The organism is Prosthecobacter gellanilyticus (genome assembly GCF_007992435.1).
In the GTDB taxonomy this organism is placed as follows: domain Bacteria; phylum Verrucomicrobiota; class Verrucomicrobiia; order Verrucomicrobiales; family Verrucomicrobiaceae; genus Prosthecobacter; species Prosthecobacter gellanilyticus.
On the sequence record NZ_BKAG01000005.1, the window covers coordinates 31,987 to 56,901 of the forward strand.

Sequence of the window (24,915 nt, forward strand, 5' to 3'; positions counted from 1 at the left end):
CGTTCACCACGCCACCATCAGTCCCGTGGGACCCAGCCTCACATAGACCACTCCTTCAGGCAGGCGGAACCGCTGCGGTGAATCTTCCACCTTGGGGCCCCATAGCACGGCCTTGAGATCACGGGAATAGGCCATGGCCATGCCATTCACCGCCAGGATTTTATACTGACCGCTCACTCCTGGCGGCACTGGGTCTGAGCTGTTGAGTGCATGGACACTTCCATCATTGGCATCCAGGGCGACGACTGCCGCGCCCATGACCGCCAGATCTGACATGAGCAACGATGACTGCACCTCAAAGCCATCACTGCCAGCCTTGCGCGCCAGGAGCTTGCCTGTGGCATTGATCCCCCAGAGGGTTCCGTCCTGCGCGATCGCCGCCGGATCTGTCTGGTAGCGGGCCACCTGGACGGGTTCGCCAGCGGTTTCGCCGAATGAGAGTAGCTGCGGCATGCCATCCCGTTTGCAGAAAAGGATCTGTCCGTCCTTGGCGGATGGAAACAAGGTGGTGACATTGGTTGCCAGCGTGTTCGGCGCCTTGCCCTGCCCGTCACGAGGCAGCAGATAGATCTGGCCGTCCTTGGTCTTGGCGATGACCTCGGAAGGGGTGGCGATCAGATTGTTCACCGGCTTGGACAAGGTGATCCGGTGCTCCTGCCCCGGAGTCTTCTCATCCCACATGACCACAGAGCCATCCTCCAGCAGGGCTGCGCCCCCATGTGAGGTCAGCACGGCATCCCGCCAGTCCACGGTGGTCAGTGACTTCGGTGGAAACAGGGCCGGCGACACGGGAGAGACGGACCACACGTGAATCTTGGTTCCTGCTTCGAGAGCGCCCGGCGGTGCTGTGACCTTCGGGGGCGGCGATTTGTCCAGGCTGGGAGTGGCGCCCGCCGCGGTTTGCCCGGGCTTGGCATCGCCAGACGTGGACGGAGATCTGCCTGCTGAGGTTGAAGCTTTTGACGTCGAGTCCTGGGATGACATCACCCGCCACATGCCCCACCAGGAAACCGAGACAATCGCGGCCACGGCGACAAGCAGCATGACCATGCCTGCTGCCTTCATGGGAGACCGCTCCGGTTTCCTCCGCCTTGACCTCCGCTCTGGCTCACTCGCGGGTGCTTGTGCCTGGGATGGCGATGCTGATGACGGCGATGGGGCCTGGGATCGCTCAACGTCGTCCTTCAATTCACCCGCCGCCTGGTAGCGATCTTCCGGCCGCTCTTGGAGCGCACGTTGCACCACTTGATCGAGCCTCGCATCTGTTCCCACCTTGCGTGAAGGCGGCTGGAACACGCCGCGCGGCAGCTCGCCGGTGAGCATCTCATAAAACAGCACCCCGAGCGCATAGATGTCTGCGCGATGATCCACCTTCGTCGCATCCCGCACTTGTTCAGGGGCCGCATAGTTCGGCGTGCCCATGAAGGCGCCGGTGCGGGAAAGGGTCACGCCGGGCGCATCAGCCGCTTGTTGTCCGCACGCGAGCCCGAAGTCTGCGAGCTTCACGCGGCCCTGTTTGTCCAGCAGGATGTTGGAGGGCTTGATGTCCCGGTGAATGACACCCTGTGCATGCGCATAGGCCAGTGCCTCGCACACCTGGCGGACGATCTCGATGGCGTTGGCCACCTCCAGCCTGCCCTTGCTGGTCCAATGGTTCAGCGGGCTGCCATCCACATGCTCCATGACAAAAAACAAATGCCCGTTGCTCGTCACGCCTGACTCGAAGAGGGCCACGATGCCTGGGTGCCGCAGCCTCGCGAGCGTGCGTGCCTCACGTCGGAAGCGCTCCACCAGATGCTCGTCACGACTGGCCTCGAGAGGCAGCAGCTTCACGGCCACCAGGCGATCCAGTTCCGGCTGATGCATCTCATATACCGCCCCCATGCCGCCCCGGCCGAGCAGGCTACGCACCTGCCATTGCGGGAAAAGCCTCGCCGCTTCTTCGACTGAAGGTGGCTCACAATCAATCACCGCAGAATCATCCGCGCTCAATCCGAACAGGGCCTGGGGATCGAGGCCTGCGATGAGGGATGGAGGCTTTTGAGACATGACCAAAGTAGTGCCGGGCTTTAGCCCGCAACAAGGTGGAATGGAATCACAAGGTTCAACCAATTTGCGAGAGTCTTCACGGGCTAAAGCCCATGATTACTTTGGTTCACCGTGCCACCAGCTCCACACGACGGTTCAGCGCTCTTCCTTCCTCCGTGCTGTTCGTGGTCACCGGGGCCATAAAGCTCGCCCCCAGCGGTAGCATGCGCTCTTCAGGGATGCCATGCTTGCTTGCGAGTTCCGCCACCACTGCCTTGGCACGGCGTTTGGAGAGATCCTCATTGAACTCGAAGGTGCCCACATTGTCTGTGTGACCCACGACGAGGACCTTGAGGTTAGGCTCGGCCTTCAGCAGCGCCGCCATCTCGGTCAGCGTGGGAGCAGACTCCGGCTTGATGTCAGCCTTGTTGAAATCAAAGAGGATGCCGTAGATGGCCACCTTGCCGCTGGATGAGATGGACTTCTGCATCTCGGCGGCAGAGAGATGCACCATCTTTTCTTCCATGGGGCGCGTGTTCACCACGTCCACCTGGATCACCACGGAGTCCTGCGGGATGGAGATGTTCTGTTTCCAGGGATTCGCCTGCGAGCTCGGCAGCATGGGATGCTCCCAGGAGCGTGCGGCAATGAAGACCGCGGCGTAGAGGCCGCCCTTTTCCATGCAGAAGTAGCGGCGTTCCTTGAGGCCTGTGGTCAGGAGCTGGTGATCGAGCTCGGGCACGCCATAGTAGGCGCGTGGAGGACCGTTGCGGATCTCCTTGTCGCCACCGCTCCAGATGCCGGTGAAACCCGCGTCTTTGAAAGCCATCTCGTAATTGCGGGCGATCTCCAGGGTGCTGCGTTTGCCCGCGCCTAGATTGAGGTGAAGGTAGGTCGTGCGGTGTGTGCGGCCTTCGACCTTGCGGACCTCTTTCGGGTCGGTGGACACAGGGCTGCTGAGGCCGCCGATCTGCAGGCCCAGCTCGCCAAATTTCTGCTCGGACTGAAGCAGGACGGTGCTGCCCTCATAGCGTGGCAGGCCCGGGTAGTCCTTGGTGCCAGGAGCGTCTTTCGTGGGTACCAGCTTCTGCTGGGCAGAGGCGGTGGTGGCGGCGGTGAAAACCGTGAGGAGGAGAAGGGAAAGATGGAGTTTCATGGGGTGGGAACAAAGTGTTCGTCAGGATCTCTGGCGGGCATTTCCGGGACGTTACAAAATTATTTTCCCAGCGCCGTCCGGGCTTGGTCCACCAGGTATTTGGGCGCGCTCACGGAGGGCGTCTTCGCGGAGTAAACCACCGTGATCTCGTCGCCTTCGTTGTGCCTCATGTACTCATCTCCAGGCACCAACGAGGCATGCTCATGCGCCGTACCCGCGCTGTCGGTGTAGCGGTAGACGAGCTTCTGCCGGCGGGATGAAGAGTTTGAGCTCCTCACGGACCGCTTCTCCACCACCTGACCCATGACTTCGACCCCGTCTTCACACAGCGCTTTCATCTGCAGTCCACGCTTTAAGAGGAGAAAGACGATGCCGCCCAAGATGAGCACCGGCACAAGCAGAGCAATGATGATTTCAATCATAAGGTCTCAAGGTTGATGCCTGGAAGCTAAGGGTTCGCGGGCGCTGTGACAAGCCGGCTTGTGATGAGTGAGTGATTCTGGTTTCGCCATTTCAAAATTCTCCTGCTAGTTTTCCAGCATGACCCAGGCCTCGAACATTCCCTTTCCCGCCACTCGCTGGAGCTTGGTGGCAGGCGCGCGTGCTGCGTCTGATCCCGCCCGCAAGCGTGCCGCGCTGGAAGAGCTCTGCCGTCTCTACTGGCTGCCGATCTACGGTTTCCTGCGCCGCCGGGGTCTGCCCGCCGCAGAAGCGCAGGACGCGGCCCAGGGCTTCTTTCTCTCGCTGCTGGAGGAGGATCTCTTTGCCAAGGCCAAGTCTGAAACAGGAAAGATGCGCAGTTTTTTGTTAGGCGCGCTGCAGCGCTGGCAGCGCGGTGAGTGGCGCAAAGGCCAGGCGGAGAAACGCGGAGGAGGCCAGGAGTTGTTTTCACTCGATGTCATGGCCGAGGAAGATAGCTTTGAAGCCGCAGGCCCGGAGGACGAAACACCCGAGCGTCACTTTGAAAAGAGCTGCGCCATGGTCCTGCTGGAGGCCGCCATGCAGCGTCTGGAGAAGGAGCAAACGGCTGCTGGCAAGTGGGCCACCTTCCATACCCTGCGCCCGCTGCTGGCTCCGCTCGGTGGTCAGGTTCCGCTCGTTCAAGAAGTGGCTGCCCAACGCCTGCGCCTCACTCCAGAAGCTTTGCGTGTCGCCCTGCATCGCCTGCGTAAACGCTTTGCCGAGATCTTGCGTGAGACCGTCGCCGACACCCTGGCCAACCCCACGGGAGAAGCCGTGCAGGAAGAGATGGATGCGCTGAGGGCTGCGTTCGGGTGAGGCCGTTTTTTGGGTAGAAAGATTAAGGGTGGAAAGATTTCAGAAAATCTTTCCACCCATTCATATGATACCTTTATTGGTTAGGCATGATCAATCGGGACGATCACCACCTCCAGTGCTGCCACCGCTGGAGGGGCCGGCGAGGTTGCTGTTGTCTACTGGAACTCTGTGGCGGTTTGCGGTGGAGGGCAGGGAACCGGCACCATCAATAGATGCAGGATTGGTGTGATTGCGGTTGAGACGGCCGGAGGTCATGAAGTTTGTGCCACCGCCCGGAGCCTCGCCGTTTGCGTGCTGGCGCAGCAGGTCTAGAGGCACGAGGCCCGCGGTCTCGATCACACTGGGACCGCTGCCATTCACCGGGCCGCCGGTGGAGATCTCTTCGGGAGAGCGATCACAAAACCACGGATCGGCCGAGCGCCACACGCTTCCCAGATTTCCAGTTCCATCAGGGCGAGTCAGCGTGACGCTGTGAACGTAGTCACCGTTCGCGGTGCGGTCTGCACGGTGGGCAGTCACCACACCGTCGCTGTTGATCTCGTTCTGCTCGACACGGGTGATCGTTCCGCTCGAGTCTCGCGTGGTACGGTCATATTGGATCACCTGACCGTCACCGTCGTGACGCTTCACCAATTCGGTGGTGGAGCCGTCCGGATTCGTAGTGACCTCACGGCTCAGGCCACGCTGGGCACGCTCCCTTCCTCCGCGGATGTCGGTAAGGCCGCTGCGATTCGTGGGGTGGTCGCTCGGGCCTTTGACTTCACGTGGTGTGAATTCCCGAGTGGCAGTGCCATCGCGGTCCAGAGGCATCTGAAATCCGTTGTTGGAACCTTTGTTATTCTGACCGAGGTTGTATTTGTCCCTCAGTGCATCCGGGAAGGTCTTGCGGATATCATCCAGGCTACGCAGGCTCTCGGTGATGCGGGCACCTTCATGGATGGCGGCCATGTTCCTGTCATTCAGAGCAGGCGCAGGATTGGACAGGCCAGGCTTCTGGATGACGTTCTTCTGGTTAGGTAGGGCGGCGCGGGGAGCTGTGGCTGGCTTCAGTGTGCGGGAGGTGGTCGCGCGTGGTGGCGGAGGCGGTGTGAAACTACGGATGATCTGCGGTGCGCTTCCGCGAATGGCAGGCGCACGGTAAGCTGGAACCGAGCGTGGAGTTGCCACCGGAGCCTTGGTGACAGGCATCCTGGAGGCCTGGGGAACGCTGCGCGGAGCTTGATTGAAGGCAGGCTTCTGAGCCTGGAGCGTGCTGGCGATGGCCAGGGCGATGAGGAAGGTCAGTTTCGTTTTCATGGGGATGATGGATTTGAAGGTCCCGCGGCTTCCAAAGCAGGCCGCGTCGTCCCCTGTCTGGCAGGCTGCGAACGCACGTTACACGGTGCGACGAATTATTTTTCGAGATCCCTCAGCGCCCCAGAGAGCCAAAGAAGTCTGCCAGATCCCGGCGTGCCTTGAAGAAGCACATTTTCTCCCGGGCCAGAGCCACTGCCTTGCGAACCATCTCCGCATGGAAACCAGCATCCGTCAGCAGACGTCGCGTCAGATCCAGAAGCTCTCCCGTCGTGCGCCCATGACCGCAGAGGTCCGGAAACACGAGCCGCTCGGCCGTGCCGTTTCCCCCCACACAGGGCACCCGGCAGATCAGCGCATCTCCCGCCACCTGGCCAGGTACGCTGCTTTGATCGAGCTGAAACACCAGACGATGCGCCGCCAGGGTGCGCAGATACTCCAGCGCAGGCATCTGGCGTGCGATCACCCGCACATGCGGCGCCCCTTCAGCAAAGCGGCGATGCCAGTCGTGACTGTAATCCACGACCTTGTTCAGCAGCCGCTTCACCGGCGGCAGGTCGCTCGCACGACCGCTGATGACACTGACAGGCTGGTTCAGCTCTGCCGCCACTGGAGCCACCAGGGCGAGCGCCATGGCATGACTGCGCGAGGTCACAAAAAGCTGCCGCGTGCCGATGAAGACTCCGCTCTGCTCAGTGCTGGAGAGGTCCCACTCCTCCACCGGATACGGCGGTGGCAGGAAGGTGACCGGCAGTTTCGGATTTGCCGCCCGATACAGAGGTTCCGTGTCGTAAGTCGTGGCGATCGCGCCATCCGCCATCGTGCAGAGCTGCTGAAAGGCGCTCCAGTTCTCGAACTTCTGAAAATGCGCGCTGACCTGCGGCAGGCCGGTTTCCTTGATGGTGATGACCACCGTCTTGCCAGCCGCTTTCAGATGGCGCAGCAGTGCCTCTGCACGCTCCATGCGGCTGCCGATCAGCAGGAGCACAGGCTGCTCCTCCGGTGTGGCCGTGTCTCCGCTCCAGTAAGAGCCCTGCGTGCAGGCAGCGTAGGCGTGGAAGTTCACCGGCAGATGCCCGGGATCACCTGGCTGGCCAGCGCCTTGAGGAAAGGCCTGCCGTCCATCTTTTCCCCCTGGCGTCACGACAGCCAGTCGAAAGGGTGCGGCGGGGTCAGGCATGATGGGAGAGTGTCCGCAGGATGTCCCGCGCGGCAAAGTGAATCAGGTGGAGGCAGCTCCACCGCCCGAGGAACCTCCCCCGGACGAGCCCGAAGATGAGGATGAATTGCTGCTGCTCGAACTTGAGGCCTCGGAGTCCTTTTTCGCCGCTGCCTTGTAGGAATCACTGCGGTAGTCTGTGATGTAGAAGCCATTGCCCTTGAAGATGAATCCGGCACCCACGCCGATGCGGCGCTTCACCGGACCTGGACAGCCCTCCTTCGGGCAGTCGGTGAGGTGCGGGTCCTTCATGGACTGGCGCGCCTCAAACTGATGGCCGCAGGTCTGGCATTCGTAATCGTAGGTGGGCATGAGGGTTCCTGGCTTGGGGGGATTTTTGACTTCTCGGAAAAGTAGGGGCGGAAGTTATGCGGGATAGGAAGGCTGCACGCAAAAGGATTTTCAGGCCCGGCAGCCCGGAAACAAGGGCTGTGGGAGGGGCGCGGCCCCTGGGAGACTTTTCCTAAGGTCCGGGTTGATTGCCCGTCCCACGCAGGAAAGGTAGTCCAGCCAAGTGCCACAGCATGAACGATTACACTGCCTCTGATTGGGCCTCCATTTTTGAATTCAACGGCCTGAAAACCTTCGATGATTTCTGGCAGATGAACGCGCAGTGGTATGAGGAGCCGAACAAGCGGCGTGGTGGCTGGAGCGGGGTGGCCCGCTGTGAGCTGAAGCTGCCGGAGGGAGGCACGGTGCATGCCTTCCTGAAGCGCCAGGAGAACCACCCCACACGCACGCTGCTCCACCCGATCCACGGGGTGCTGACCTTCGTGCGCGAGTTCAATGCCATCATGCTCTACCGGAAGCTGGGCATCCCCGCGCTCACGCCCCTGTATTTTGGCGTCCGGAGCCGGGACGGCGACCGCCGCGCGGTGCTGATGACGGCCGAGCTGACCGGGTATGTCTCGCTGGACCTCCTCGCCAAGGGCTGGGCCACCATGCCCAAGGCCAGGCGCCGCGCCATCAGCAAGGCCGTCGCCTCCCTGCTCCGGCAGATCCATGATAACAAGCTCACGCACAACTGCTTCAACCCGAAGCACGTCTTCATCCGCATGAAGGGCGCTGAAGCCGAGGCGCGTGTCATCGACCTGGAAAAGACCAAGAAGCTGATCTTCGGCCATGATCGTGAACTGCGGGACATCCGCCGCCTCATCGATCCCGTCATGCCCTGGAGCAAGACGGAGCGCGTGCGCTTCTTCCGGGAGTACATGGGTGTGGACAAGATGACGCCAGCGGCGCGGGCCGAGTGGAAGCGCATCCAGCGCCGGCATGAGGTGAAGCGGAAATCTTCCGCGAAGCGGTCCAAGCACTGAATTATGACAAAATGTACACGAAACCTGGATTGCGAAGGTCTAGGTTCAGTGTTCAGCGCCCCTCATGACCATCGTCTGGATCAACAAACGCAACTGGCAGCACCCAGGTCCCATTGTGAACATGAGCGTTCACAATGCGCACTCCTTTGCCAGCATCGGCCTGACTTCCCATCTGGTCATCGGCGCAGGCCCCGAAGGTACGGCCACGGACGAGGATCTGCGCAGCTTCTACGCGCTGGAGCCGCTGCCGAACTTCACGGTGCACCGGGTGAAGCGCCAGGGCGGCCTCCTGACCAGTGACAGCAGCTCCATCTTCCGCGCTGGAGCAAAGTTGGTTCGCGAACTTGCGGCCAAAGGACCCGTCGCCGTCTTCACGCGTGAGATCGGCTTGCTGGGCCGCATGACCTGGATGTCCCGCCACCCGAATATCCGCACCTTCTACGAGTTGCATGACCTCTTCGCTGACCTCTCCTGGCGTGGTCAGAAACATCCGTGGAAGGATCTGCGGAGCTGCTGGATCGAGAAGCTCTTTCTGGGGCGCATCTCCGGCCTCGTATGCATCACCCGGGAGATGGAGAAGCGCTACCTGCAGGTGTTCCCAAAGCAGGCCACCATCGCTCTTCCTTTGGGCACAGATGCCCTGCCCGCCGCGGATGTGGAGGCGCGGAGGAAGTCACGCACCGTCTTCTACGTGGGTCACATGCACGGCCCGAAAGGGGTGTCTTTCCTGCAGAATGCCGCCATCAAACTGGCGCGGCACGGTGTGCGCACCGAGTTCTGGGGCGGTTATGAAAAGGATGCCGTGCGCATTCGCAAGGCCGCGGAAGAGAAAGGCCTCGGCCAGTGGATTGAGGCCGTTCCCTTCCAGCCTCCCGCGGCGCTTCAAGCCGCGATGGCCGCTCGCGCCAGCCTCGGCGTGGTGATGCTAGCAGACACCTATTACAATCGCTACCTCACCTGCCCGGTGAAGGCGCTCGACTACCTTTCCCACGGTGTGCCGGCACTGGGCACTGACATTCCCTCCGTGCGCGAAGTGCTGGAAGATGCCGGCACCTATCTGCCCGAGGGCAACGAGGAAGCCTTCGTCACGGCCGCCCTTCATCTTCTGGATGATCCCGCAGCCTATGCGGACGCAGTGTCACGCACCCGCACCCGTGCCACGCAGATCACCTGGCAGGAGCGGGCCAAAGCGCTAACCAAGTTTGCTCAAGAGCAGTTTTCAGGCGGGCTGGTCACTCCATCGTGATCTCCCGGATCACCCTCCGGTCCAGGTCGTGAAAGGCCTTCCCGTCAAAGAGGATGCGCTCGAACTCCACCTCCACCTTCTTCACGCCGGGTTCGCCGTGGTAAGTCTTGTCCGGTGGTTGGGTAGAGTACACATAGGCGTGCAGCGGGGGTGACAGGAAGTGCAGCACGTCCGCCAGCGTGCCTTTGTGCGCCTGGTAGTTCTTCATCCAGGTCCGGATGAACTTGTCAAAGTATGGGATGAGCTTCACATCATCCGCCGGTTTCTTGCCCAGTGTGCCGAGCTTCTGGACCAGGGCGCGCGCCTGCTCCACATCCGTCACTCCGCGCATCTCATGAGCCTTTTCCCATTCATGGATGGCGCCAAAGGTGCGCGTGAGGATCTTCTCACCCTTCGCGCCACCGTCAGCGAGCTGCAGGTAGTGGTACTGCGCCTGGATCATCGGGAAATCATAGGGCTCGAAGAACGTCGGCGTGATGTACAGCCTGCGCCCGTCTTCCATCACCGCATGCAGGGCATAGCGCTCGGTGATCTGGGAGTCGAACCACGCCAGCGTGCTGGCCTTGTGCGAATGCGCGGTGATGAGCATGTAGGCCATGGCGGTGAGCATCATGGGCAGGGAGAAGAGCGCCACGCTGCCTGGGTGGTTCTTCGCGGCATCCTCGTCATCTGACGGCTTGCTCCAAAAGGCGGCGACGATGGCCAGCTGCGTGAGAATCCAGTTCCAAAAGGTGTCTCCTGAGAAAACCAGGATGCCCATGTGCAGCATCGCGCGGCCCACGGCCAGCAGCACAAACCAGCGCCGGTTCCAAAAGGCTGCGAGCAGCGCCACCTCGACGAAGATCACGAAGAGCTTCAGCGGCAGTCCGAAGGGCTGCAATGTCTCATGCAGGCGGATGACACCCGCCTGGTCCCAGAGCGCGTTCCAGCCATACAGAAAGGTGGAGACGGTCAGGTTGTAGAGGTCATCGTGCAGGGTCCAGTCTAACCAATTTTGACCAATCTCCAGCTTGGCCAGCCCGGGCATCCAGTAGTGGATGATGTTTGCGCCCACAAAGGCCACGGTCAGCGCTGGAAGATGCTGGGGGAACCAGCGGACGATCCACGGCCGTGCGAGGCCCGCGGCGCCGAGCATGTAGGCCATGTCCAGGATCATCTTCCGGTTGGTGAACTCCGCATCCGAGAGTCCCGCGCCGCGCCATTGCAGGTAGCTGTACATCACGCCAAACATCAGCAGCGGCAGCGCCGATGGGCGCCGGAGCGCCGCCACACCGAGGATCAGGATGATCACACGGTCCAGCAGGTGCGCCTGACCGTAAAAGTAGTTATACGGGTAGAGCGCAGTCGTCCAGGTGAGGATGACAATGATGGCCCACGCCACGTAGTGAACCTTTCCTCCCGGGAAAAAGCCGCGCCATGTCCGCCACTCGCGGTTCTGCCAGGCAAACAGCCCGCCGAGTCCCGCTCCCAGCCAGAAAGGCCAGTGGCTGAGGTTCTTCACCAGCGCCGCCAGTAGAAATGACCCGGCATAGTCAGGAAAGATGAGCTTCTCCGCCGGCAGCCGCACCAGACGATACAGTCCAAAGATCGCCCCAAGCACGGCGAGCATGCCCAGGCACTGTTTCCAGGGAAGAGAGCGGGGAGGGGAAGCGGAGGGAGATGCCGTGGCAGCCATGCGCGTCACCGTGGCATGGGCTGCGACTTGCTCAACACTCACTTCACACGGTCCTTCAGGATCTCGCGGAAGGGTTTCCCATCCAGCGTGAGATCAGCCAGCACCGCCTTGCCGTTCAGCACTTTCACTTCCGCGATGATGCCCTTCGTGTTCCGGATGTTTTCCGCAAACCACTCGTCCGCCTCCGGGGCCAGCTCCTCATTGAGATAGTAGCGCTCAAACGGCCAGTCGATGCTGGCCTGTTTGTCATAAGAAGAGTGCACGCGGACATGCAGGTAGTCACCGCTCGCGGGCTTGGTGAAGCTCAGGCTGGAGAGCGTGGCCAGACCATCGGCACCGGTGGTGAGGCTGACATAGCCCATCTGCTCCTCCGGGGCTTCCATGCCTTCAGGCAGCGGAACGTTTGTCTGCTCCGGCCGCACGGCCAGGTAGCGGCCGCGCAGCGGATCATAGGGATCTGGTGCGGCGCATTTCACGCGGATCAGCGTGCCCTTCGTCAGTACCCCTTCATAGGTCCAGATCTGGGAGAGCGGCACGGCCCATTGAGCCAAGGCTGTGATGGCAAAGATGATGAGCGGCAGTGATTTCATGACACCTTCTCCTTCTGTTTCTTGTGATGGCGGCTCAGGACGATGTTGAAGACCAGGAAGGCCACGCCCACCAGGATGAAGGCCAGGCCTTTGAGAAGCAGTGAGAGGTCACTGTCAAACAAGCGCGCCATGATGAGCACGCTGAGCAGCGCGGCTCCCAGGCGAGGGGCGCCTTTGCGATCCAGGAACTCCAGCGCGATGAGCGCGAGGCCGATGAGCGAGAGATGCACCAGCATCAGCCACGGCACCACATGAGGGGCATTTTCACCCGCAGCCAGGGCGAGCGCAGGTGTGACGGCAAGGGAAGCCACCGACAGCACTGCCCAGCGCCTGCGCAGGATGGCATGCACGGCAAACGCCCCGGTCACGATGATCAGCACCCATGTCCAGGACAGCTTCCCGGCGATGGAGATGGCCTCGATGGTCTCATGACCTGCACTCAGGGATGTGCCGATGACGCCGAGCGGCAGCAGGTAAAGAAAACCCAGCACCACCTGAGGTTTGGATCGTGTGGGAGCATGGATGGCGGCTTCCGAAATCGGCAGCAGGATCATGGCCGCTGCCGTCAGGCTCCACAGCCAGACCACCGCTTCAAAATCCGACCACGGATGTTCAATCATTTGGTAGGCCGCGGCTGCCAGGCCCATGCTGGCACTAAGGGCGATGGCCCAGCGCAGAGTGGTGGAGAGAGGCTTGTCAAACTTCCACCCAGGCCAGAAGGGGAAGAGGCCGAGCAGCAGCAGCGGGTAAGCCCTGGCGCTTTCATACCATACGGGATGGCGCACATCATCCCGCAGGCTCCAGACGGTGATGCAGACGAGGTAAAAGATCACCACGCCATAGGATCTCATCAGCCAGGCCAGTGGCAGGCTGAGCAATGCCCAGGCGAGCACGAACTGCGGCCAGTCGCCGCCGAGATTGTAGATCTGCGAGACGATGGCGATGCATGCGCCTGCCGCCATCGCCTGGAAGAAAGCCGCCGTCTCGCGGATCCAGCGCGCGCAGGCATCTCCCTGCTTCAGCGCCCACCAGGAAGCCGCCTGCGCTCCCAGCAGCGGGGCAAAGGCGAACATCAGCCGCACGGGCCTGTTAAAGTGGTCCCAGTTGTAGCCGATGATGGCAATGAGGCCGACACCGATGAGCAGCGCCCCCAGCACGCCCATGGCTACCTGGGCGATGCCCGGGCCTGAATCATCATGCGGATGCCGTTGACGCAGCTTGACCGCGTTTTCAGCGGTGATGAGACCTTCACGCTCCCATTCCGGGAGTTGGGTATGCAGCCAGCGATGATTGGGAGCGCTCATGCAGGAGGAAAAGAACGGTGATCCTGCCCGCGATCAAGGCAGACAGGAACAAAAATCACCGGAAGCCACACCGAAGGAGTATGGCAGCTCTTTTCGACTCTTCGCTGAACGCTGTGGCGATCAGGCCAGCACCTTCACCTTCCGGCGCACCGGCTTGCGGGGCTTCGAGGCGGAAGGACGGCGGGCCGCAGAGGCGGGCTTGGCGGCAGATTTGGCTGGGGCTTTGGCAGCGAGCGCAGGCTTGGCTGGGACGATCACCTCCACAGGCTGTGCCTCGGGATGGGCTTCCTTCAGCAGACGCAACTCCTTCTCCACCTCGGCGAGGCGGCGGGAGGTGGCATCCAGCTTCTTGGTCACCAGACGGGCCACGAACTCAAACAGGGCGGCGTGGAAGGCCGGGTCTTCCTCACGCGGATGGATGTCCTGGAGGAACTTCTGGTCCACCGCCAGACATAGCGCACGGCTGCCGGCGATGACTGAGGCGGCACGCTTGTCCTGGTTCACCAGGGCCAGCTCGCCAAAGACATCCCCGGGGCGGGTGATGCCAGCGACGGCCTTGCCCCCCACATGCACCTCGAGCTGGCCGCTCAGGAGCACGTAGATGCGGCTGTCGATGCTGCCCTCGCGGATGATGACGTCACCGGGATCGCACTGGAGCAGGGAGGAGGAGTTGAGCACCTCGTCGAGCTGCTCGTCGGTAAAGCTGTTGAGGAAGGGCACGGCCTTCAGCGGTGCCGGCAGGCTTCCTTCCTCGTGAATGTAGGCATACTCTTTCATGGTTTATGACGTGACTATCTCATGTTTACGAGTCGGGGGACAAGATCAATCCCGGCATCAGGAGGGGATTTTTCGTCACCCGAACGGGGGACAAGACCGCCTCTTTTGGTCTGGTATTCAAAAAAAGAGCCTCGGAAGCCGGATAAAAGCGGATCACGTGCCAAAACAGCGGTCTCCGGCATCTCCCAGACCCGGGACGATGTAGGCCCGGTCGTTCAGGCCGTCGTCGATGGCTGCAGTCACGATGGGCACGTCCGGGTGCTTCTCATGCATGGCCTCCAGCCCCTGGGGACTGCTGACCACGGAGATGAAATTCAGCCGGTTTGCTCCGGCGGCCTTGAGCTGGGAGATCGCCGCGCAGGCGCTGCCTCCCGTGGCCAGCATGGGATCCAGCACAAACACGTCAGACCGGCTCAGCAGCGCAGGCAGCTTCGCATAGTAGGGCTTGGGCTTGGCCGTCTCCTCGCAGCGGGCGATGCCAATGTGTGCCACGGTGGCCTCCGGAACGAGGGGTAAAATGGCGTCCGCCAGGCCCAGGCCCGCCCTCAGGATCGGCACGAGCACGATGGGCCGTGCGAAGGTCTGCCCCTGCATCTCCGCCAGGGGGGTGCGGATGCTGACCTCCTGCGTCTCCAGGCTGCGGCTGGCCACGGTGAACAGGATCTCCGCCAGCCGCTGCAGGTGCCAGCGGAACTGTGCCGAAGGCGTGTCCTCCTTCCGCATGACCGTCAGATGGATCTGGGCCAGGGGATGCGTGACGACGAGGGGCTGGGGAGCAGACATGGGAGCAGGGAAATGAGGAGAGTTTCGGGAGTGTAGCAGAGGCAGTGTCGCCTCTAGCATGAGGCCGACACTGCTGGCGACTCAACCGCGAAAACCGCCCTTACCGATAGCGCTGAACCTGCCATTCTGCGGTGCTAACGAGGCAGCTCAGTTCCCAGGGGCTGGTGCAGGAGCAGGCGCCGCTGGAACCGCAGGCTTGATCTCCTCTGGCGGGGCTGCCGGAGGCGCGTCAGGGGCTGGAGTGGAGCCAGGAACCGCAGGCGGAGTTCCAGGTGCAGGTGCTGTCGGAACTGGTCCGTTCGGATCACCCGGAGGCAGGGCGGTGGCTGCTTCGGCAGCGGCGCTAGCATCTGCCGCCTTCTTCCTGGCGTTGGCATACTTCGCGGCGTTGGCCTTGGACTTCTCGGCGGACTGCTTCAGGTAGGTCTGGTAATCTGGACCGCTGCCCGTGATCTTCACCGGGGTGCCGATGGCCGTGGCCTTGAAGATATTGCCCGCCACCTTCGACGGCAGGCGGATGCAGCCGTGGGAGGCACGCTTGCCCGGACGTGGGATGGGTCCGATGTGCATGCCCACGCCATCGCCTGTGAGGCGCATGAAGTAGGGCATCTTCGCGGGCTCAAAGCGGCCGCCAGAGGGCAGCAGATCGCGGCCCTGCTTGAAGTCGGAGTTCACCAGCTTCCCGTTCGCATCGTAGCCCTTGCCGTAGAGGTTCGAGACCTTGTTGGAGACCTTCTCCATGACCTTGAACTCGCCCGTGGGTGTGGGGAAGCTCGGGATGCCGGTGGCCACATAGGTCCAGCCGATCTGCTCCTCGCCATTGAAAAGGTAGGCCATCTGCTCATCCACATTGATGCGGATGGAGGTCACGCTCTTGCCCTCGCCCTTCCATTCAAAGAGGCCCACGGGTTTAGCCGGCGGCTGGGGCACGGGTTCAGGCGGAGTCTCAGGGGTCGATTTACAGGCGGACAGCCAGAGGGCGGTGGTGACAAGGCTGGCGCGTGCGACGTGACGGAGCAGGGGGTAAAGGCGCATGTAGTGAGAAGTTAAGCTCACCATACCTTCGGCTCAAGAGCAAGCCTGAGTCCTTTGGTCAGTTCTTACACCGGTCTTACTTTCAGGCGTGTTCGCGAAGAGAAACCACCCTCGACCTCCGTTCTGGGTGCGCCATGCGCATCTCCTCCAACCTTCTTCTCATCCTCGGCGCCGCCTTTGCCAGCCATCTGCAAGCTGCCGAAATCCAGGTCGAAAAAGCCGGCTCCGTGCTTCATTTCACCACCGGCGGCAAAGCCATCTGCGACTACCAGATGGAAGCCGGAGAGGTGCCGGAAGGCGTCGATCCTGTTTTTAAACACGGCGCGCATCTGCATCCTGTGTATTCGCCTTCAGGCAAGCTCGTCACCGGCAATCATCCAGACGACCATCGTTGGCATCGCGGCATCTGGCTGGCCTGGACGAAAACGGAGTTCGGCGACTCGCATCCCGACTTCTGGAACCAGGGCAAGGGCGACGGCAAAGACAAGAGCGGCGACAAAATCCTCGCCGAGGTGCGCTTTGACAAGCTCGTCAAATCCTCGGGCGGTGCCGACAAAGGCAGCTTCACCAGCGAGCATCTGTTTCTTGATCACAGTCATGCCCCCGAACAAAAAGTGCTGAATGAAACTTGGGATGTCACTGTCTCGCAGCAGACTCTGGATGGCACATCTGCGAACATCATTGACCTCACCAGCACACAGAACTGCGCCACGGACAAGGCGCTGAAGCTTCCTGAGTATCACTACGGTGGTCTCGGCGTGCGTGGCAATCTGGCGTGGAATCCCGTGGATGCCGTCACTATGCTCACCAGTGAAGGTCATGACCGCAAAGCGGGAGATGCCACCAAGGGCAAGTGGGTCCACATCGGCGGTCAGGTGGATGGCGCTCCCACCGGCATGGTCATCCTGATCCATCCTTCGAATTTCCGCTTCCCGCAGCCTCTGCGTCTGAATCCGAAGAACCCCCAGCTCTGCATCGCTCCTTCCCAAGGCGGTGACTGGGCCATCGAGCCTGGCAAGCCTTACGTCTCCAAATACCGCATCCTCGTCTTTGACGGTGCACCGGATGCGAAGTGGATCGAGGCGCAGTGGAAAAAGTATGCGGAGTGATCTGCCTGAAAAGGTGAAGGGCATTCCATCGCGGAAACAATGGAATGCCCTACAATCAGTTAGGCTCTAACGCCTGCCTCACTTCTTCTCCAGCGTGACCGAGCCTGACAGCATGGTGCCGGTCGTGGGCGTGGTGGCTGGCAGCGGTGGCATGGCATCATGCGGCATTTCCGGAAGGAGGAAGTGACCCACACCCACCGGACCCATGTTGTCCGTGGTAAGGATGCCGCTGAAGCTGGCAGTGCGGCTCAGCATCTTGCCGTTGAAGGCAGGACCGGTGCGGAGTTCGGTGTCATTGAGAACGAAGCTGCCCGTGAAGAGCCCTGTTTTGGCATCCAGCTTGGTGATCTTCACGCTGCCTGGATTTCCGAGGGAGAGGCTGGCAGGCAGGGAAGGCTTATTCCCGGCCAGGATGTCAAAAGCAGCGACATTCGGATTGATGCTGGCACCGGCGAGGCCGCCGTCTTCAAAGGTGATCATGGCCTTGTCCACATTCACGGTTAGGCCAAGCACGAGCGCTGGCGCCACGGGCGGAGTGTAGCGGCCACCAAAGGCCGTGAGGTCCACGGGGCCGAAGCCTGCGGGTGACACGCGGGACTTCGTGTTCGCCGGGCGTGACCAGGAGACGCTGCCTTCCAGCACATCGTCATTCAGCATGCCGGTGTCTGTGGGGTCGATGTCCAGAGTGCCGCAGAGGGAGCCTTTTGGCGTGTGAAGAGTCTGGAAGATGAGGATCTGCCCCTGCGGCCCGACGAAGGTGCCGCAGGTAAAGTTTTCACCATCGCAGGTCTTGCCTGCCACGATGACTTTGCCGTCTTTGGCGAGAGTGAAGGAGCCATAGCCATCTCCAACAGGCACGCCTGCCATGGCTGGGGCACGCAGACCAAAGTTGAAGAGCTTCGGAGTGGTGGTGGCTGGGTTCAGCGGGGCAGCGCCTGTGGTCCTCCAGACCTGACGCCAGCCGCTGACGGAGGCTGTGCTCAATCCGCTCTTGAGGCTGGAGCTGGACAGGATGATCTGGCCCAGGGGATTGATGTCGAGGTGGAGATGAAGTGCCATATGGCCGGTGCGCGGGATCGTGATGTCAGCCGTGAGCGGGTTCACGCCTGCCACAAGCTGGCCCTTGAGGGGATGGCTCTTCGTGCCAAGCGTGATGGAACCGCTGATGGCAGCCGTTTTGGTGATGGTGAGGTCCAGACGACCGCCCAGATTGTCATTCAGTGTAGGATGACGGCCGACAATGCCGCTGAAGCTGCCCACCACCGTGTCTAGCAGCGGAGTGATGGTGACGTTGCTTTCCAGGCTTGCGTGGCTGCCTTTGCTGTTGGAGGCGCTGACGATGATCTTGTAGTCTTTGGCTACAGTCGGAGTGCCTGAGATAAAGCCCGTCTTGGGGTTCACCGTCACGCCAGGAGGCAGGCCGGTCGCCGCATAGGCCGTGGGGGCGAACTGGAGCACACCACTCACGCTGATCTGGTGCGTGTAAGGTTTGCCCACCGCGCCATGAGGCATGTTCTGGTTCTGGGTCACGATCGGTTTGCTGTCAAAGACACGCACCGTAAAGCTGCCCACCTGGATTTTGCCGCCCTCGGGCCGCAGCATCCTGCAGAGGTAGATCACCTCATCGGCGGTCACTGGCAGTGAGGTGAGGTTCAGTTTGTTCCCCGTGGCACCGGGGATGATGACACCGTTCTTGGTCCACTCAAAGGTGGCCTGGCCGCCATAGGGGATCACAAGGTCCAGCTTGCCGCCGACTGGCGCAACCAACGATGCGTTCGTGGGCCTGACGACCACCAGCGTGGTCGTGTGCTCCGCGGTCTGTCCGGCATAGGAGATCTTGACCCCATAGGTGCCAGCGTCTGTGATCTTCAGATTTTGAAGTTCGACCTGGCTCTGCGTGGCTCCCGTGATCTTCGCGCCGTTCTTGAACCACTGATACGTCACCGCTCCATGCGGATGACTCGCCGTGACCTGAAAGTCGACGCTTTGGCCTTCCAGCCTCGATGAGGGCTGCGGTGCCGCTGTCACCAGGGGACGGTAGTCCGTGCTGCCTTTCAAGGCGATGTCAAAACTGCCTTCATCACTGTCATTGCTGGTTACGTGCAGCACCGCTGTGCGCGCGCCTGCGGCATCGCCATGGAACGTGACGGTGAAGGTGGTTTCGCCATAAGCGGCGAGGGTGCCGCTGCTGAGACCTGCGGCTGTGAAGTCGGCTGCATGAGCTCCGGTCACACTCAGGGAAAGTCCCTCCAGGCTAGCCGCGCTATCACTGCGGAGGGTAAAGGTCTTCACGATGGTCTGGCCTGCGCCGACCGTGCCGAAATCAATGCTGGAGGTGCCGTCCACAAGATCGGTCTGGGCTGGCTGCGCGATGCCGATCTCCGGCAGGGGCACGCCCTTCATGATCCGGTTGTTGTTCCGGTCCGCGACATAAACCTCACCCGTGGGTGCGATGGCGATGCGCTGGGGGCTGGAGAACCGTGCGGCAGAGCCAAGGCCGTCCGCGTCGGTGGCAAACGGAGCCAGACCGCCAATGGTGGTCACGACACCTGCCGGGGTGATCTTGCGGATCGTGTGGTTGCCCGTGTCAACGACGAGGATGTGGCCCCCGGCGTCCACAGCCACACCGGTGGGACTGCGGAATCTGGCTGCGCTGCCCGTGCCATCGGCACTGCCTGCGACGCCAGCCTGCCCTGCCAGTGTGGTCACCACACCCGCCGGGGTGATCTTGCGGATCGTATGATTTAACATATCCGCCACATACACATCTCCGCCGGCATTCACGGCCACATCCTGTGGCTGCGCGAACCTTGCCGCTGCTCCTGTGCCATCGGCAAAGCCATAGAAAGTTGGTTGTCCTGCCAGTGTGGTCACCTCTCCCGCAGGGGTAATTTTGCGGATGGTGCAATCCGCGAAATCCGCGACATACACCGTGCCGTCTGCGCCCACCGCGACTCCCGCGGGATTTCTGAACCGCGCCTCGGCACCTGTGCCATCCACACTGCCGTAGCCGTCAACGGTGCCCGCAAACGTGCTCACTTCGCCACCGCTGGAGATCTTGCGGATGATGTTTTTGTAGGTGTCGGCCACGTAGACATTGCCGCTGGCATCTGCCGCCACATCAAGAGCGTATCCGAAGCGGGCTTCTGGCGCAGGCCCGTTCACGACGCCACTGGTGCCGGCACCCGCATGGGTGGTGACGACTCCCGCGCTGGTGGCCTTGCGGACTTGGTAATTGCCGACATCCATGATGTAGATCGCCCCTGAGTCATCCACTGTCACTCCCGGCGGTGAGCTGAGGCGTGCATCGCCGCCGGTGCCATTGGTGTTGCCCCGGTTGGCAGCCATGCCAGCGAGAGTGGTCACCACGCCCGCCTGCGTGATTTTGCGAACGTTGGTATTGTTATCATCCGTCACAAACAGGGTGCCGGTGGCATCCACCGCAACACCAGAGAGGTCATTGAATCGTGCCGCGCTGCCGGTGCCATCCTGGCTGCCGAATTGGCCGGCCATGCCTGCCAGCGTGGTCACCACGCCTGCCGGGGTCACCTTGCGGAGAATGCCGTTGCCGTTGTCAGTCACATACACATTACCCTGGTTGTCAGTGGTCACCCCTATCGGGTAGTCAAATCGTGCGCCATTGCCGGTGCCATCCGTAGTGCCGACCTGTCCAGCCATCCCTGCAAAGGTGGTCACCACACCTGCCGGGGTCACCTTGCGGATCGTGTTGCTGTCGGCATCAGCCACATACAAAACGCCATTTTTATCAGCACAGATGCCAGTCGGATAATTGAACCTCGCCGCGCTGCCTGTGCCGTCTGCGCTACCGACCGCTCCTACCGTCCCGGCCAGCGTGGTCACCACCCCGGCTGGCGTGATCTTGCGGATGGTGCAGTTTTCATATTCGACCCCATAGAGCGTGCCGTCAGGCGCCACGGTGATGGCTGTCAGTTGGTCAAACCGGGCCGCCGCACCGGCCCCATCTTCGCTGCCGTTTTCGCCTGCAAGCCCGGCGAGTGTGCTCACCACGCCAGCGCTGGTGATCTTGCGAACCGTCCTTCCGTCGGCCACATAGAGCGTGCCGCCAGCTCCCGCGGCCAGACCTTCCGGATGGGCAAATATCGCCGCTTCTCCGGTGCCGTCCACACTGCCGATGCCGTTCCTCTTGCCCGCAAACGTCGTCACCACACCCGTCTTGGTGATCTTGCGAATGATCTTATTGTGGGTGTCTGCCACAAACACATTCCCGCTAGCATCCACGGCGATGCCGCGTGGACCCGAAAACCGTGCCGCGCTCCCCGTTCCATCGACATTGCCTGGCCCGCCGGACTTGCCGACGAAGTTGGACCATTGATAAGACTGGCCATGCAGCAGCGTGGCAGAGGCTGCGAGCAGCAAGGCGAGGGTTCTGAGAGTTTTCATGGGCGAGTGTGTGATGGACTTACCCACTCCTCCCACACATCACCCGAGGTGAGTATGGGACCTCCGCCGGATACAACCCCCATTTCACAGGACGTTTTTATCCGACTTTAGAAGGATGGTCCCGGTGGGTTCGTTCGTTGGAGGCAGCACGTCCTGCGGATCATCCGGCATCACTCCATCCACCTCAGCAAAACATGACTCTCTCCCGGTTGTTCTTCGCTTCCCTTGGTCTCGCCAGCCTGTCTCTCCAAGCCGACATGGTGGACACGAACGCCGATTTGAAAGCCCTGCCCACTGTGCCGGGGGGGTATGAGATCAGTCTCTTCGCCCAGGAACCGCTCGTGCAGCAGCCATGCAGCATGGCTTTTGATGTGAAGGGCCGCCTCTTCATCGGCATGGGACCGCAGTATCGCAATCCGACACCTGAAACACCGGGAGACAGCGTGGTCATCGTCACGGATGAAAACAAAGACGGCAAAGCAGACAAGACACACACCTTCGCCACCGGCCTGAATGCCATTCAAAGCCTCGCCTGGCGTGGCCGTGATCTCTGGGTCGCCAACTCGCCCGATCTCACCATCGTCCGTGATCTGGATGGTGATGATGTCGCGGATGAATACGTCAAGGTCTTCACGGATCTCGGCAATCTCGAGCACGGTCTGCATGGGTTGGTTTGGGCTCCCGATGGCAAGCTCTACATGAGCAAGGGCAACTCCAAAGGCCTCAACGATCCCAAGCAGCCGGATCGCATTGCACCGAAGCCTTTCCGCGAACTCTTCGGCCAATCGACTCAGTCAGAAACCACGAAGCCCCAGACCTTCACCCCTGCCGTCTACAAGCACACCTACCACGATCCCAAGGACGACTGGGGTGTCATGGGCGGCGTGCTTCGCTGTGATGATCTCGGTGTGAATCTCGAGATCGTCTCCCGCGGCTTCCGCAATCCCTGGGACATCGCCATCGATGACACCTTTAATTGGTTAGGCACAGACAATGACCAGAATGAAGGGGACCGCGTGTTCATGCCTTTCTACGGCGCGCACTTCGGCTGGAACCATCCCTGGAGCAGTTCCTGGACGGGTGAAGACCATCTGCCCACCGTGCCCGTGAGCCATGACGTGTTTCACGGCAGCGGCACCGGCATCACCTTCGGTTCATTGGGCGACCATAAAAACGTGTTCTTCATCAACGACTGGCTGAACAAGACCACCTACATCTATCAGCCCAAATGGAAGGGTGCTCTCATGACGAGCGAGTGGCAGCCCTTCATCCAGGGCGGCAAGTCCCTCTTCCGTCCCACGGACATGGTCATGGGACCTGACGGCGCGCTTTGGTGTCTGAGCTGGAGCCGCGGCTACGGTTCCGAATTCAAGGACGGCAAGATGACCAACGAAGGCCGCATCTACTGCGTCACGTATGCAGACAAGCACCAAGGCGTGGCCCTCACGAAGCCTGCCAAAGAGTGCAGCACTGCAGAACTCATCGCGCTCTTTGATTCCAATCTCGTCGTGCATCGTATCGATGCGCAAGACGAACTCGTCCGCCGTGGCGCTGAAGCCAAGCCTGTGATCATTCAAGCGCTCGAATCAGGCAAGCTCTCACCCGCCGCAGAAACCTGGGCCGTGTGGGCGCTCGGTCGCATTGGTCCTGATCCCTTCTTTGAGAAAGCTTTGGAGAAGCCCGGCAATCTCCGCCTGCAATCCCTGCGCATCCTCGCCAAACAAACTTTGCCATCCAAGGTCGCTGATCTCACCCGCGATGATGACCCGCGCACCCGCTTTGAAGCCGTGCAGGCCATCTGGCAGGCCCGCGACGTGAAGATGATCCCCGCACTCTTGACCGTCGCAGCGAAGGAAAAAGATCGTCTCACTTACTACTCCGCATGGCGTGCTCTGCGTGACCTCGCCAGCACGAGCGATCTGAAGAAGTGGCTCGGCGACGAGCGCGGTGGCGTTCGTCGTGCAGCCCTCCTCGCCTTGCTGGAAGACAGCGCGCTCACCCAGAATGAGGTAAAACCTCTGCTCAATGATGCGGACAAGGAAACCAAAGCCCTCGCGGATCTCTGGATCAAGAACACCACGGGAGGCAGCCCTTCCATTGCGCTTCGTGGCAAGGGTGTCATCGCCGCCAACGTCGCCCCGATCACGGGTGACCCTCCGAAGATCACGCCACCTGCCTCACCGACGACTGTCGATGCCGCACTCGACGCGATGAAAACAGCGGACCCTGCTCGCGGACGTTTGCTCGCCCTTCATCCAGGCGGCGCCACCTGCACCGCATGCCACTACATCGGCGGCCGTGGCAACCAGTTCGGTCCCGACCTCACCGGCATCGGCCTGCGTGCGGATGCCAAGCATCTGCTGCAGTCCATGATCGAGCCCAGCGCCGTCATCACTGAAGGTTTCAATTCACACGTCATCACCACCGCGCAGGGCGTGCAGAGCGGCGTGCTGCTGGACGAGAGCGGCCTCGCTGTCACGCTCGGCCTCATCACCGGCCAGCGTGCCCGCATCATGCGTGCTGACATCACTAAGCACGACACACTTCCCGTCTCCGCCATGCCACCCTTCGCTGCTGTGCTGGATCCGCAGTCCTGCGCGGACATCGCCGCCTGGTTGATCCAAAGCAGCACGGTTCCTGAAAAGAAGCCCAACAAGAAGGATGATAAAAAAGAAGACAAGAAACCCTCCAAGCACGCCAAGGACGGCTCGGATGTCCAGCCCGTGCCTGAAACGAAACCCGTGAAGACCTATGGTGATGCTGCCAAGGGCTTCAACATCGATCAGCACGACTCCAAACTTGCCCTCAAGCATGATGGAAAATCCATCGCCGACTTTGTCCTGAGTCATCCGCAGGTGAAGCGCCCCTTCATGATCCATCTGCGCAATCGCGAAGGCACTCTGCTCACACGCCACTTCCCGCCTGAGAAGGACGATGCCCAAGATCACGCCGACATGCATCCCGGCCTCTGGCTCGCCTTCGGCGGCATAAATGGCACCGACTTCTGGCGCAACGAAGGTCGCGTTGAGGTCAGCAAGGTCACCGTGCAGCCTGATGGCAGCGGCTTTGAAACCGAGAACCGCTGGCTCGCCGCCGATGGCAAGGAAATCTGCCGCGATATCACCCGCATCACCACCAGTCTCAAGGACGGCAAGATCGTCCTGCATTGGGACACCCGCATCAGCAGCCAGGATAACGAGCTCACCATTCTGGGGCAGGAGGAAGGCGGCCTCGGTGTGCGCCTCGCCAAGTCACTGACCGTGCGTGACGGCAGCGGCCACATCACCAACAGCGAAGGCATGACCGATGAAAAAGCCATCTGGGGCCAGCCCGCAAGCTGGTGGCGCTACGGCACCGACTCCGCCGGCATCCGCATCACTCCTTCCAAAGAGGGCACCCGCACCTTCTGGAGCCACGCCCGCGACTACGGCGCTCTCGTCATCAACCCCACTGGCACCCCCAACGAAAAGAAGAAGCCCTCCAGCTTCACCGTCCCCAAAGGCGAACCCCTAAAGCTCATCTTCGACATCACGCTGGAGTGATTCAGGCCGTGGGCTTCTTCAAGATCGCGAACGACTCCTTGTGAGGCCGCCGCCCTCATTCCAAGCCTTGGCGCTTGTGTTCTATCCGGCCATCCTTTGAACTGTAAGATAGACTGGCAGTGGACATTCCGTCACCTCCAGT

18 protein-coding genes are annotated in these 24,915 nt (G+C 61.3%); 5 read left to right on the top strand and 13 right to left on the bottom strand.

Annotated elements, in window-relative coordinates:
• Positions 1-3: 3 nt before the first annotated feature.
• From BGE01nite_RS05045 to BGE01nite_RS05055, 3 genes are all read right to left on the bottom strand, one after another.
• Positions 4-2,049: a serine/threonine-protein kinase gene (locus BGE01nite_RS05045; protein ID WP_146849181.1), complete on the bottom strand. Its 2,046-nt coding sequence runs from the start codon at positions 2,047-2,049 to the stop codon at positions 4-6.
• 106 nt (positions 2,050-2,155) lie between these two features.
• Entirely contained in the window at positions 2,156-3,184 is a 1,029-nt protein-coding gene (locus BGE01nite_RS05050; RefSeq protein WP_146849182.1) for an OmpA family protein, read from the bottom strand.
• A 59-nt stretch (positions 3,185-3,243) separates the two neighbouring features.
• Positions 3,244-3,606: a DUF3592 domain-containing protein gene (locus BGE01nite_RS05055; protein ID WP_146849183.1), complete on the bottom strand. Its 363-nt coding sequence runs from the start codon at positions 3,604-3,606 to the stop codon at positions 3,244-3,246.
• Positions 3,607-3,724: 118 nt separating this feature from the next.
• Here BGE01nite_RS05055 and BGE01nite_RS05060 point away from each other — a divergent pair, with 118 nt between their 5' ends.
• Entirely contained in the window at positions 3,725-4,462 is a 738-nt protein-coding gene (locus BGE01nite_RS05060; protein ID WP_146849184.1) for an RNA polymerase sigma factor, read from the top strand.
• Between the two features lie 90 nt (positions 4,463-4,552).
• On the opposite strand, the gene BGE01nite_RS05065 is transcribed toward BGE01nite_RS05060, so the two are convergent.
• The 3 genes from BGE01nite_RS05065 to BGE01nite_RS05075 form a co-directional block, all read right to left on the bottom strand.
• Entirely contained in the window at positions 4,553-5,758 is a 1,206-nt protein-coding gene (locus tag BGE01nite_RS05065; RefSeq protein ID WP_146849185.1) for a hypothetical protein, read from the bottom strand.
• A 112-nt stretch (positions 5,759-5,870) separates the two neighbouring features.
• Positions 5,871-6,935 (bottom strand): hypothetical protein, encoded by a 1,065-nt coding sequence (locus BGE01nite_RS05070; RefSeq protein ID WP_146849186.1) that lies wholly within the window; start codon positions 6,933-6,935, stop codon positions 5,871-5,873.
• A 42-nt stretch (positions 6,936-6,977) separates the two neighbouring features.
• Positions 6,978-7,286, bottom strand: a complete 309-nt coding sequence (locus BGE01nite_RS05075) for an FmdB family zinc ribbon protein (RefSeq protein WP_146849187.1) — start codon at positions 7,284-7,286, stop codon at positions 6,978-6,980.
• 212 nt (positions 7,287-7,498) lie between these two features.
• Here BGE01nite_RS05075 and BGE01nite_RS05080 point away from each other — a divergent pair, with 212 nt between their 5' ends.
• Positions 7,499-8,290 (top strand): lipopolysaccharide kinase InaA family protein, encoded by a 792-nt coding sequence (locus BGE01nite_RS05080; RefSeq protein ID WP_146849188.1) that lies wholly within the window; start codon positions 7,499-7,501, stop codon positions 8,288-8,290.
• Between the two features lie 64 nt (positions 8,291-8,354).
• Positions 8,355-9,536, top strand: a complete 1,182-nt coding sequence (locus BGE01nite_RS05085) for a glycosyltransferase (RefSeq protein ID WP_146849189.1) — start codon at positions 8,355-8,357, stop codon at positions 9,534-9,536.
• On the opposite strand, the gene BGE01nite_RS05090 is transcribed toward BGE01nite_RS05085, so the two are convergent.
• The 6 genes from BGE01nite_RS05090 to BGE01nite_RS05115 all read right to left on the bottom strand — a co-directional run bounded on the left by BGE01nite_RS05090 (position 9,523) and on the right by BGE01nite_RS05115 (position 15,700).
• Complete coding sequence (locus BGE01nite_RS05090) at positions 9,523-11,145, bottom strand: hypothetical protein (RefSeq protein ID WP_218032902.1); 1,623 nt, start codon at positions 11,143-11,145, stop codon at positions 9,523-9,525. The genes BGE01nite_RS05085 and BGE01nite_RS05090 overlap by 14 nt on opposite strands.
• Positions 11,146-11,249: 104 nt before the next feature.
• Positions 11,250-11,801 (bottom strand): GDYXXLXY domain-containing protein, encoded by a 552-nt coding sequence (locus BGE01nite_RS05095; RefSeq protein ID WP_146849191.1) that lies wholly within the window; start codon positions 11,799-11,801, stop codon positions 11,250-11,252.
• Positions 11,798-13,105, bottom strand: coding sequence for a DUF2157 domain-containing protein (locus tag BGE01nite_RS05100; protein WP_146849192.1), 1,308 nt, complete (start codon positions 13,103-13,105; stop codon positions 11,798-11,800). The genes BGE01nite_RS05095 and BGE01nite_RS05100 overlap by 4 nt, the downstream gene beginning before the upstream one ends.
• A 120-nt stretch (positions 13,106-13,225) precedes the next feature.
• Positions 13,226-13,882, bottom strand: a complete 657-nt coding sequence (locus BGE01nite_RS05105) for a cyclic nucleotide-binding domain-containing protein (RefSeq protein ID WP_146849193.1) — start codon at positions 13,880-13,882, stop codon at positions 13,226-13,228.
• 153 nt (positions 13,883-14,035) lie between these two features.
• Positions 14,036-14,665 carry a uracil phosphoribosyltransferase gene (upp, locus tag BGE01nite_RS05110; RefSeq protein WP_146849194.1) on the bottom strand — a complete coding sequence of 210 codons (630 nt, stop codon included), beginning with the start codon at positions 14,663-14,665 and terminating at the stop codon, positions 14,036-14,038.
• 147 nt (positions 14,666-14,812) lie between these two features.
• On the bottom strand, positions 14,813-15,700 hold the full coding sequence (locus BGE01nite_RS05115; protein WP_170266600.1) for a L,D-transpeptidase: 888 nt from the start codon (positions 15,698-15,700) through the stop codon (positions 14,813-14,815).
• Positions 15,701-15,834: 134 nt separating this feature from the next.
• Between BGE01nite_RS05115 and BGE01nite_RS05120 the strand changes: the two genes are divergently transcribed.
• Entirely contained in the window at positions 15,835-16,809 is a 975-nt protein-coding gene (locus BGE01nite_RS05120) for a DUF6807 domain-containing protein (protein WP_146849196.1), read from the top strand.
• Between the two features lie 78 nt (positions 16,810-16,887).
• On the opposite strand, the gene BGE01nite_RS05125 is transcribed toward BGE01nite_RS05120, so the two are convergent.
• Complete coding sequence (locus BGE01nite_RS05125) at positions 16,888-21,231, bottom strand: choice-of-anchor D domain-containing protein (protein WP_146849197.1); 4,344 nt, start codon at positions 21,229-21,231, stop codon at positions 16,888-16,890.
• 194 nt (positions 21,232-21,425) lie between these two features.
• Between BGE01nite_RS05125 and BGE01nite_RS05130 the strand changes: the two genes are divergently transcribed.
• Complete coding sequence (locus BGE01nite_RS05130; RefSeq protein ID WP_146849198.1) at positions 21,426-24,773, top strand: PVC-type heme-binding CxxCH protein; 3,348 nt, start codon at positions 21,426-21,428, stop codon at positions 24,771-24,773.
• Positions 24,774-24,915 lie beyond the last annotated feature (142 nt).

What these genes read in the sequence shown, in the direction of transcription:
- BGE01nite_RS05045 (WP_146849181.1), bottom strand. Translation starts at nt 2,049, where the DNA reads ATGTCTCAAAAGCCTCCATCCCTCATCGCAGGCCTCGATCCCCAGGCC.
- BGE01nite_RS05050 (WP_146849182.1), bottom strand. Translation starts at nt 3,184, where the DNA reads ATGAAACTCCATCTTTCCCTTCTCCTCCTCACGGTTTTCACCGCCGCC.
- BGE01nite_RS05055 (WP_146849183.1), bottom strand. Translation starts at nt 3,606, where the DNA reads ATGATTGAAATCATCATTGCTCTGCTTGTGCCGGTGCTCATCTTGGGC.
- BGE01nite_RS05060 (WP_146849184.1), top strand. Translation starts at nt 3,725, where the DNA reads ATGACCCAGGCCTCGAACATTCCCTTTCCCGCCACTCGCTGGAGCTTG.
- BGE01nite_RS05065 (WP_146849185.1), bottom strand. Translation starts at nt 5,758, where the DNA reads ATGAAAACGAAACTGACCTTCCTCATCGCCCTGGCCATCGCCAGCACG.
- BGE01nite_RS05070 (WP_146849186.1), bottom strand. Translation starts at nt 6,935, where the DNA reads ATGCCTGACCCCGCCGCACCCTTTCGACTGGCTGTCGTGACGCCAGGG.
- BGE01nite_RS05075 (WP_146849187.1), bottom strand. Translation starts at nt 7,286, where the DNA reads ATGCCCACCTACGATTACGAATGCCAGACCTGCGGCCATCAGTTTGAG.
- BGE01nite_RS05080 (WP_146849188.1), top strand. Translation starts at nt 7,499, where the DNA reads ATGAACGATTACACTGCCTCTGATTGGGCCTCCATTTTTGAATTCAAC.
- BGE01nite_RS05085 (WP_146849189.1), top strand. Translation starts at nt 8,355, where the DNA reads ATGACCATCGTCTGGATCAACAAACGCAACTGGCAGCACCCAGGTCCC.
- BGE01nite_RS05090 (WP_218032902.1), bottom strand. Translation starts at nt 11,145, where the DNA reads ATGCTCGCCGTGCTTGGGGCGATCTTTGGACTGTATCGTCTGGTGCGG.
- BGE01nite_RS05095 (WP_146849191.1), bottom strand. Translation starts at nt 11,801, where the DNA reads ATGAAATCACTGCCGCTCATCATCTTTGCCATCACAGCCTTGGCTCAA.
- BGE01nite_RS05100 (WP_146849192.1), bottom strand. Translation starts at nt 13,105, where the DNA reads ATGAGCGCTCCCAATCATCGCTGGCTGCATACCCAACTCCCGGAATGG.
- BGE01nite_RS05105 (WP_146849193.1), bottom strand. Translation starts at nt 13,882, where the DNA reads ATGAAAGAGTATGCCTACATTCACGAGGAAGGAAGCCTGCCGGCACCG.
- upp (WP_146849194.1), bottom strand. Translation starts at nt 14,665, where the DNA reads ATGTCTGCTCCCCAGCCCCTCGTCGTCACGCATCCCCTGGCCCAGATC.
- BGE01nite_RS05115 (WP_170266600.1), bottom strand. Translation starts at nt 15,700, where the DNA reads ATGCGCCTTTACCCCCTGCTCCGTCACGTCGCACGCGCCAGCCTTGTC.
- BGE01nite_RS05120 (WP_146849196.1), top strand. Translation starts at nt 15,835, where the DNA reads ATGCGCATCTCCTCCAACCTTCTTCTCATCCTCGGCGCCGCCTTTGCC.
- BGE01nite_RS05125 (WP_146849197.1), bottom strand. Translation starts at nt 21,231, where the DNA reads ATGAAAACTCTCAGAACCCTCGCCTTGCTGCTCGCAGCCTCTGCCACG.
- BGE01nite_RS05130 (WP_146849198.1), top strand. Translation starts at nt 21,426, where the DNA reads ATGACTCTCTCCCGGTTGTTCTTCGCTTCCCTTGGTCTCGCCAGCCTG.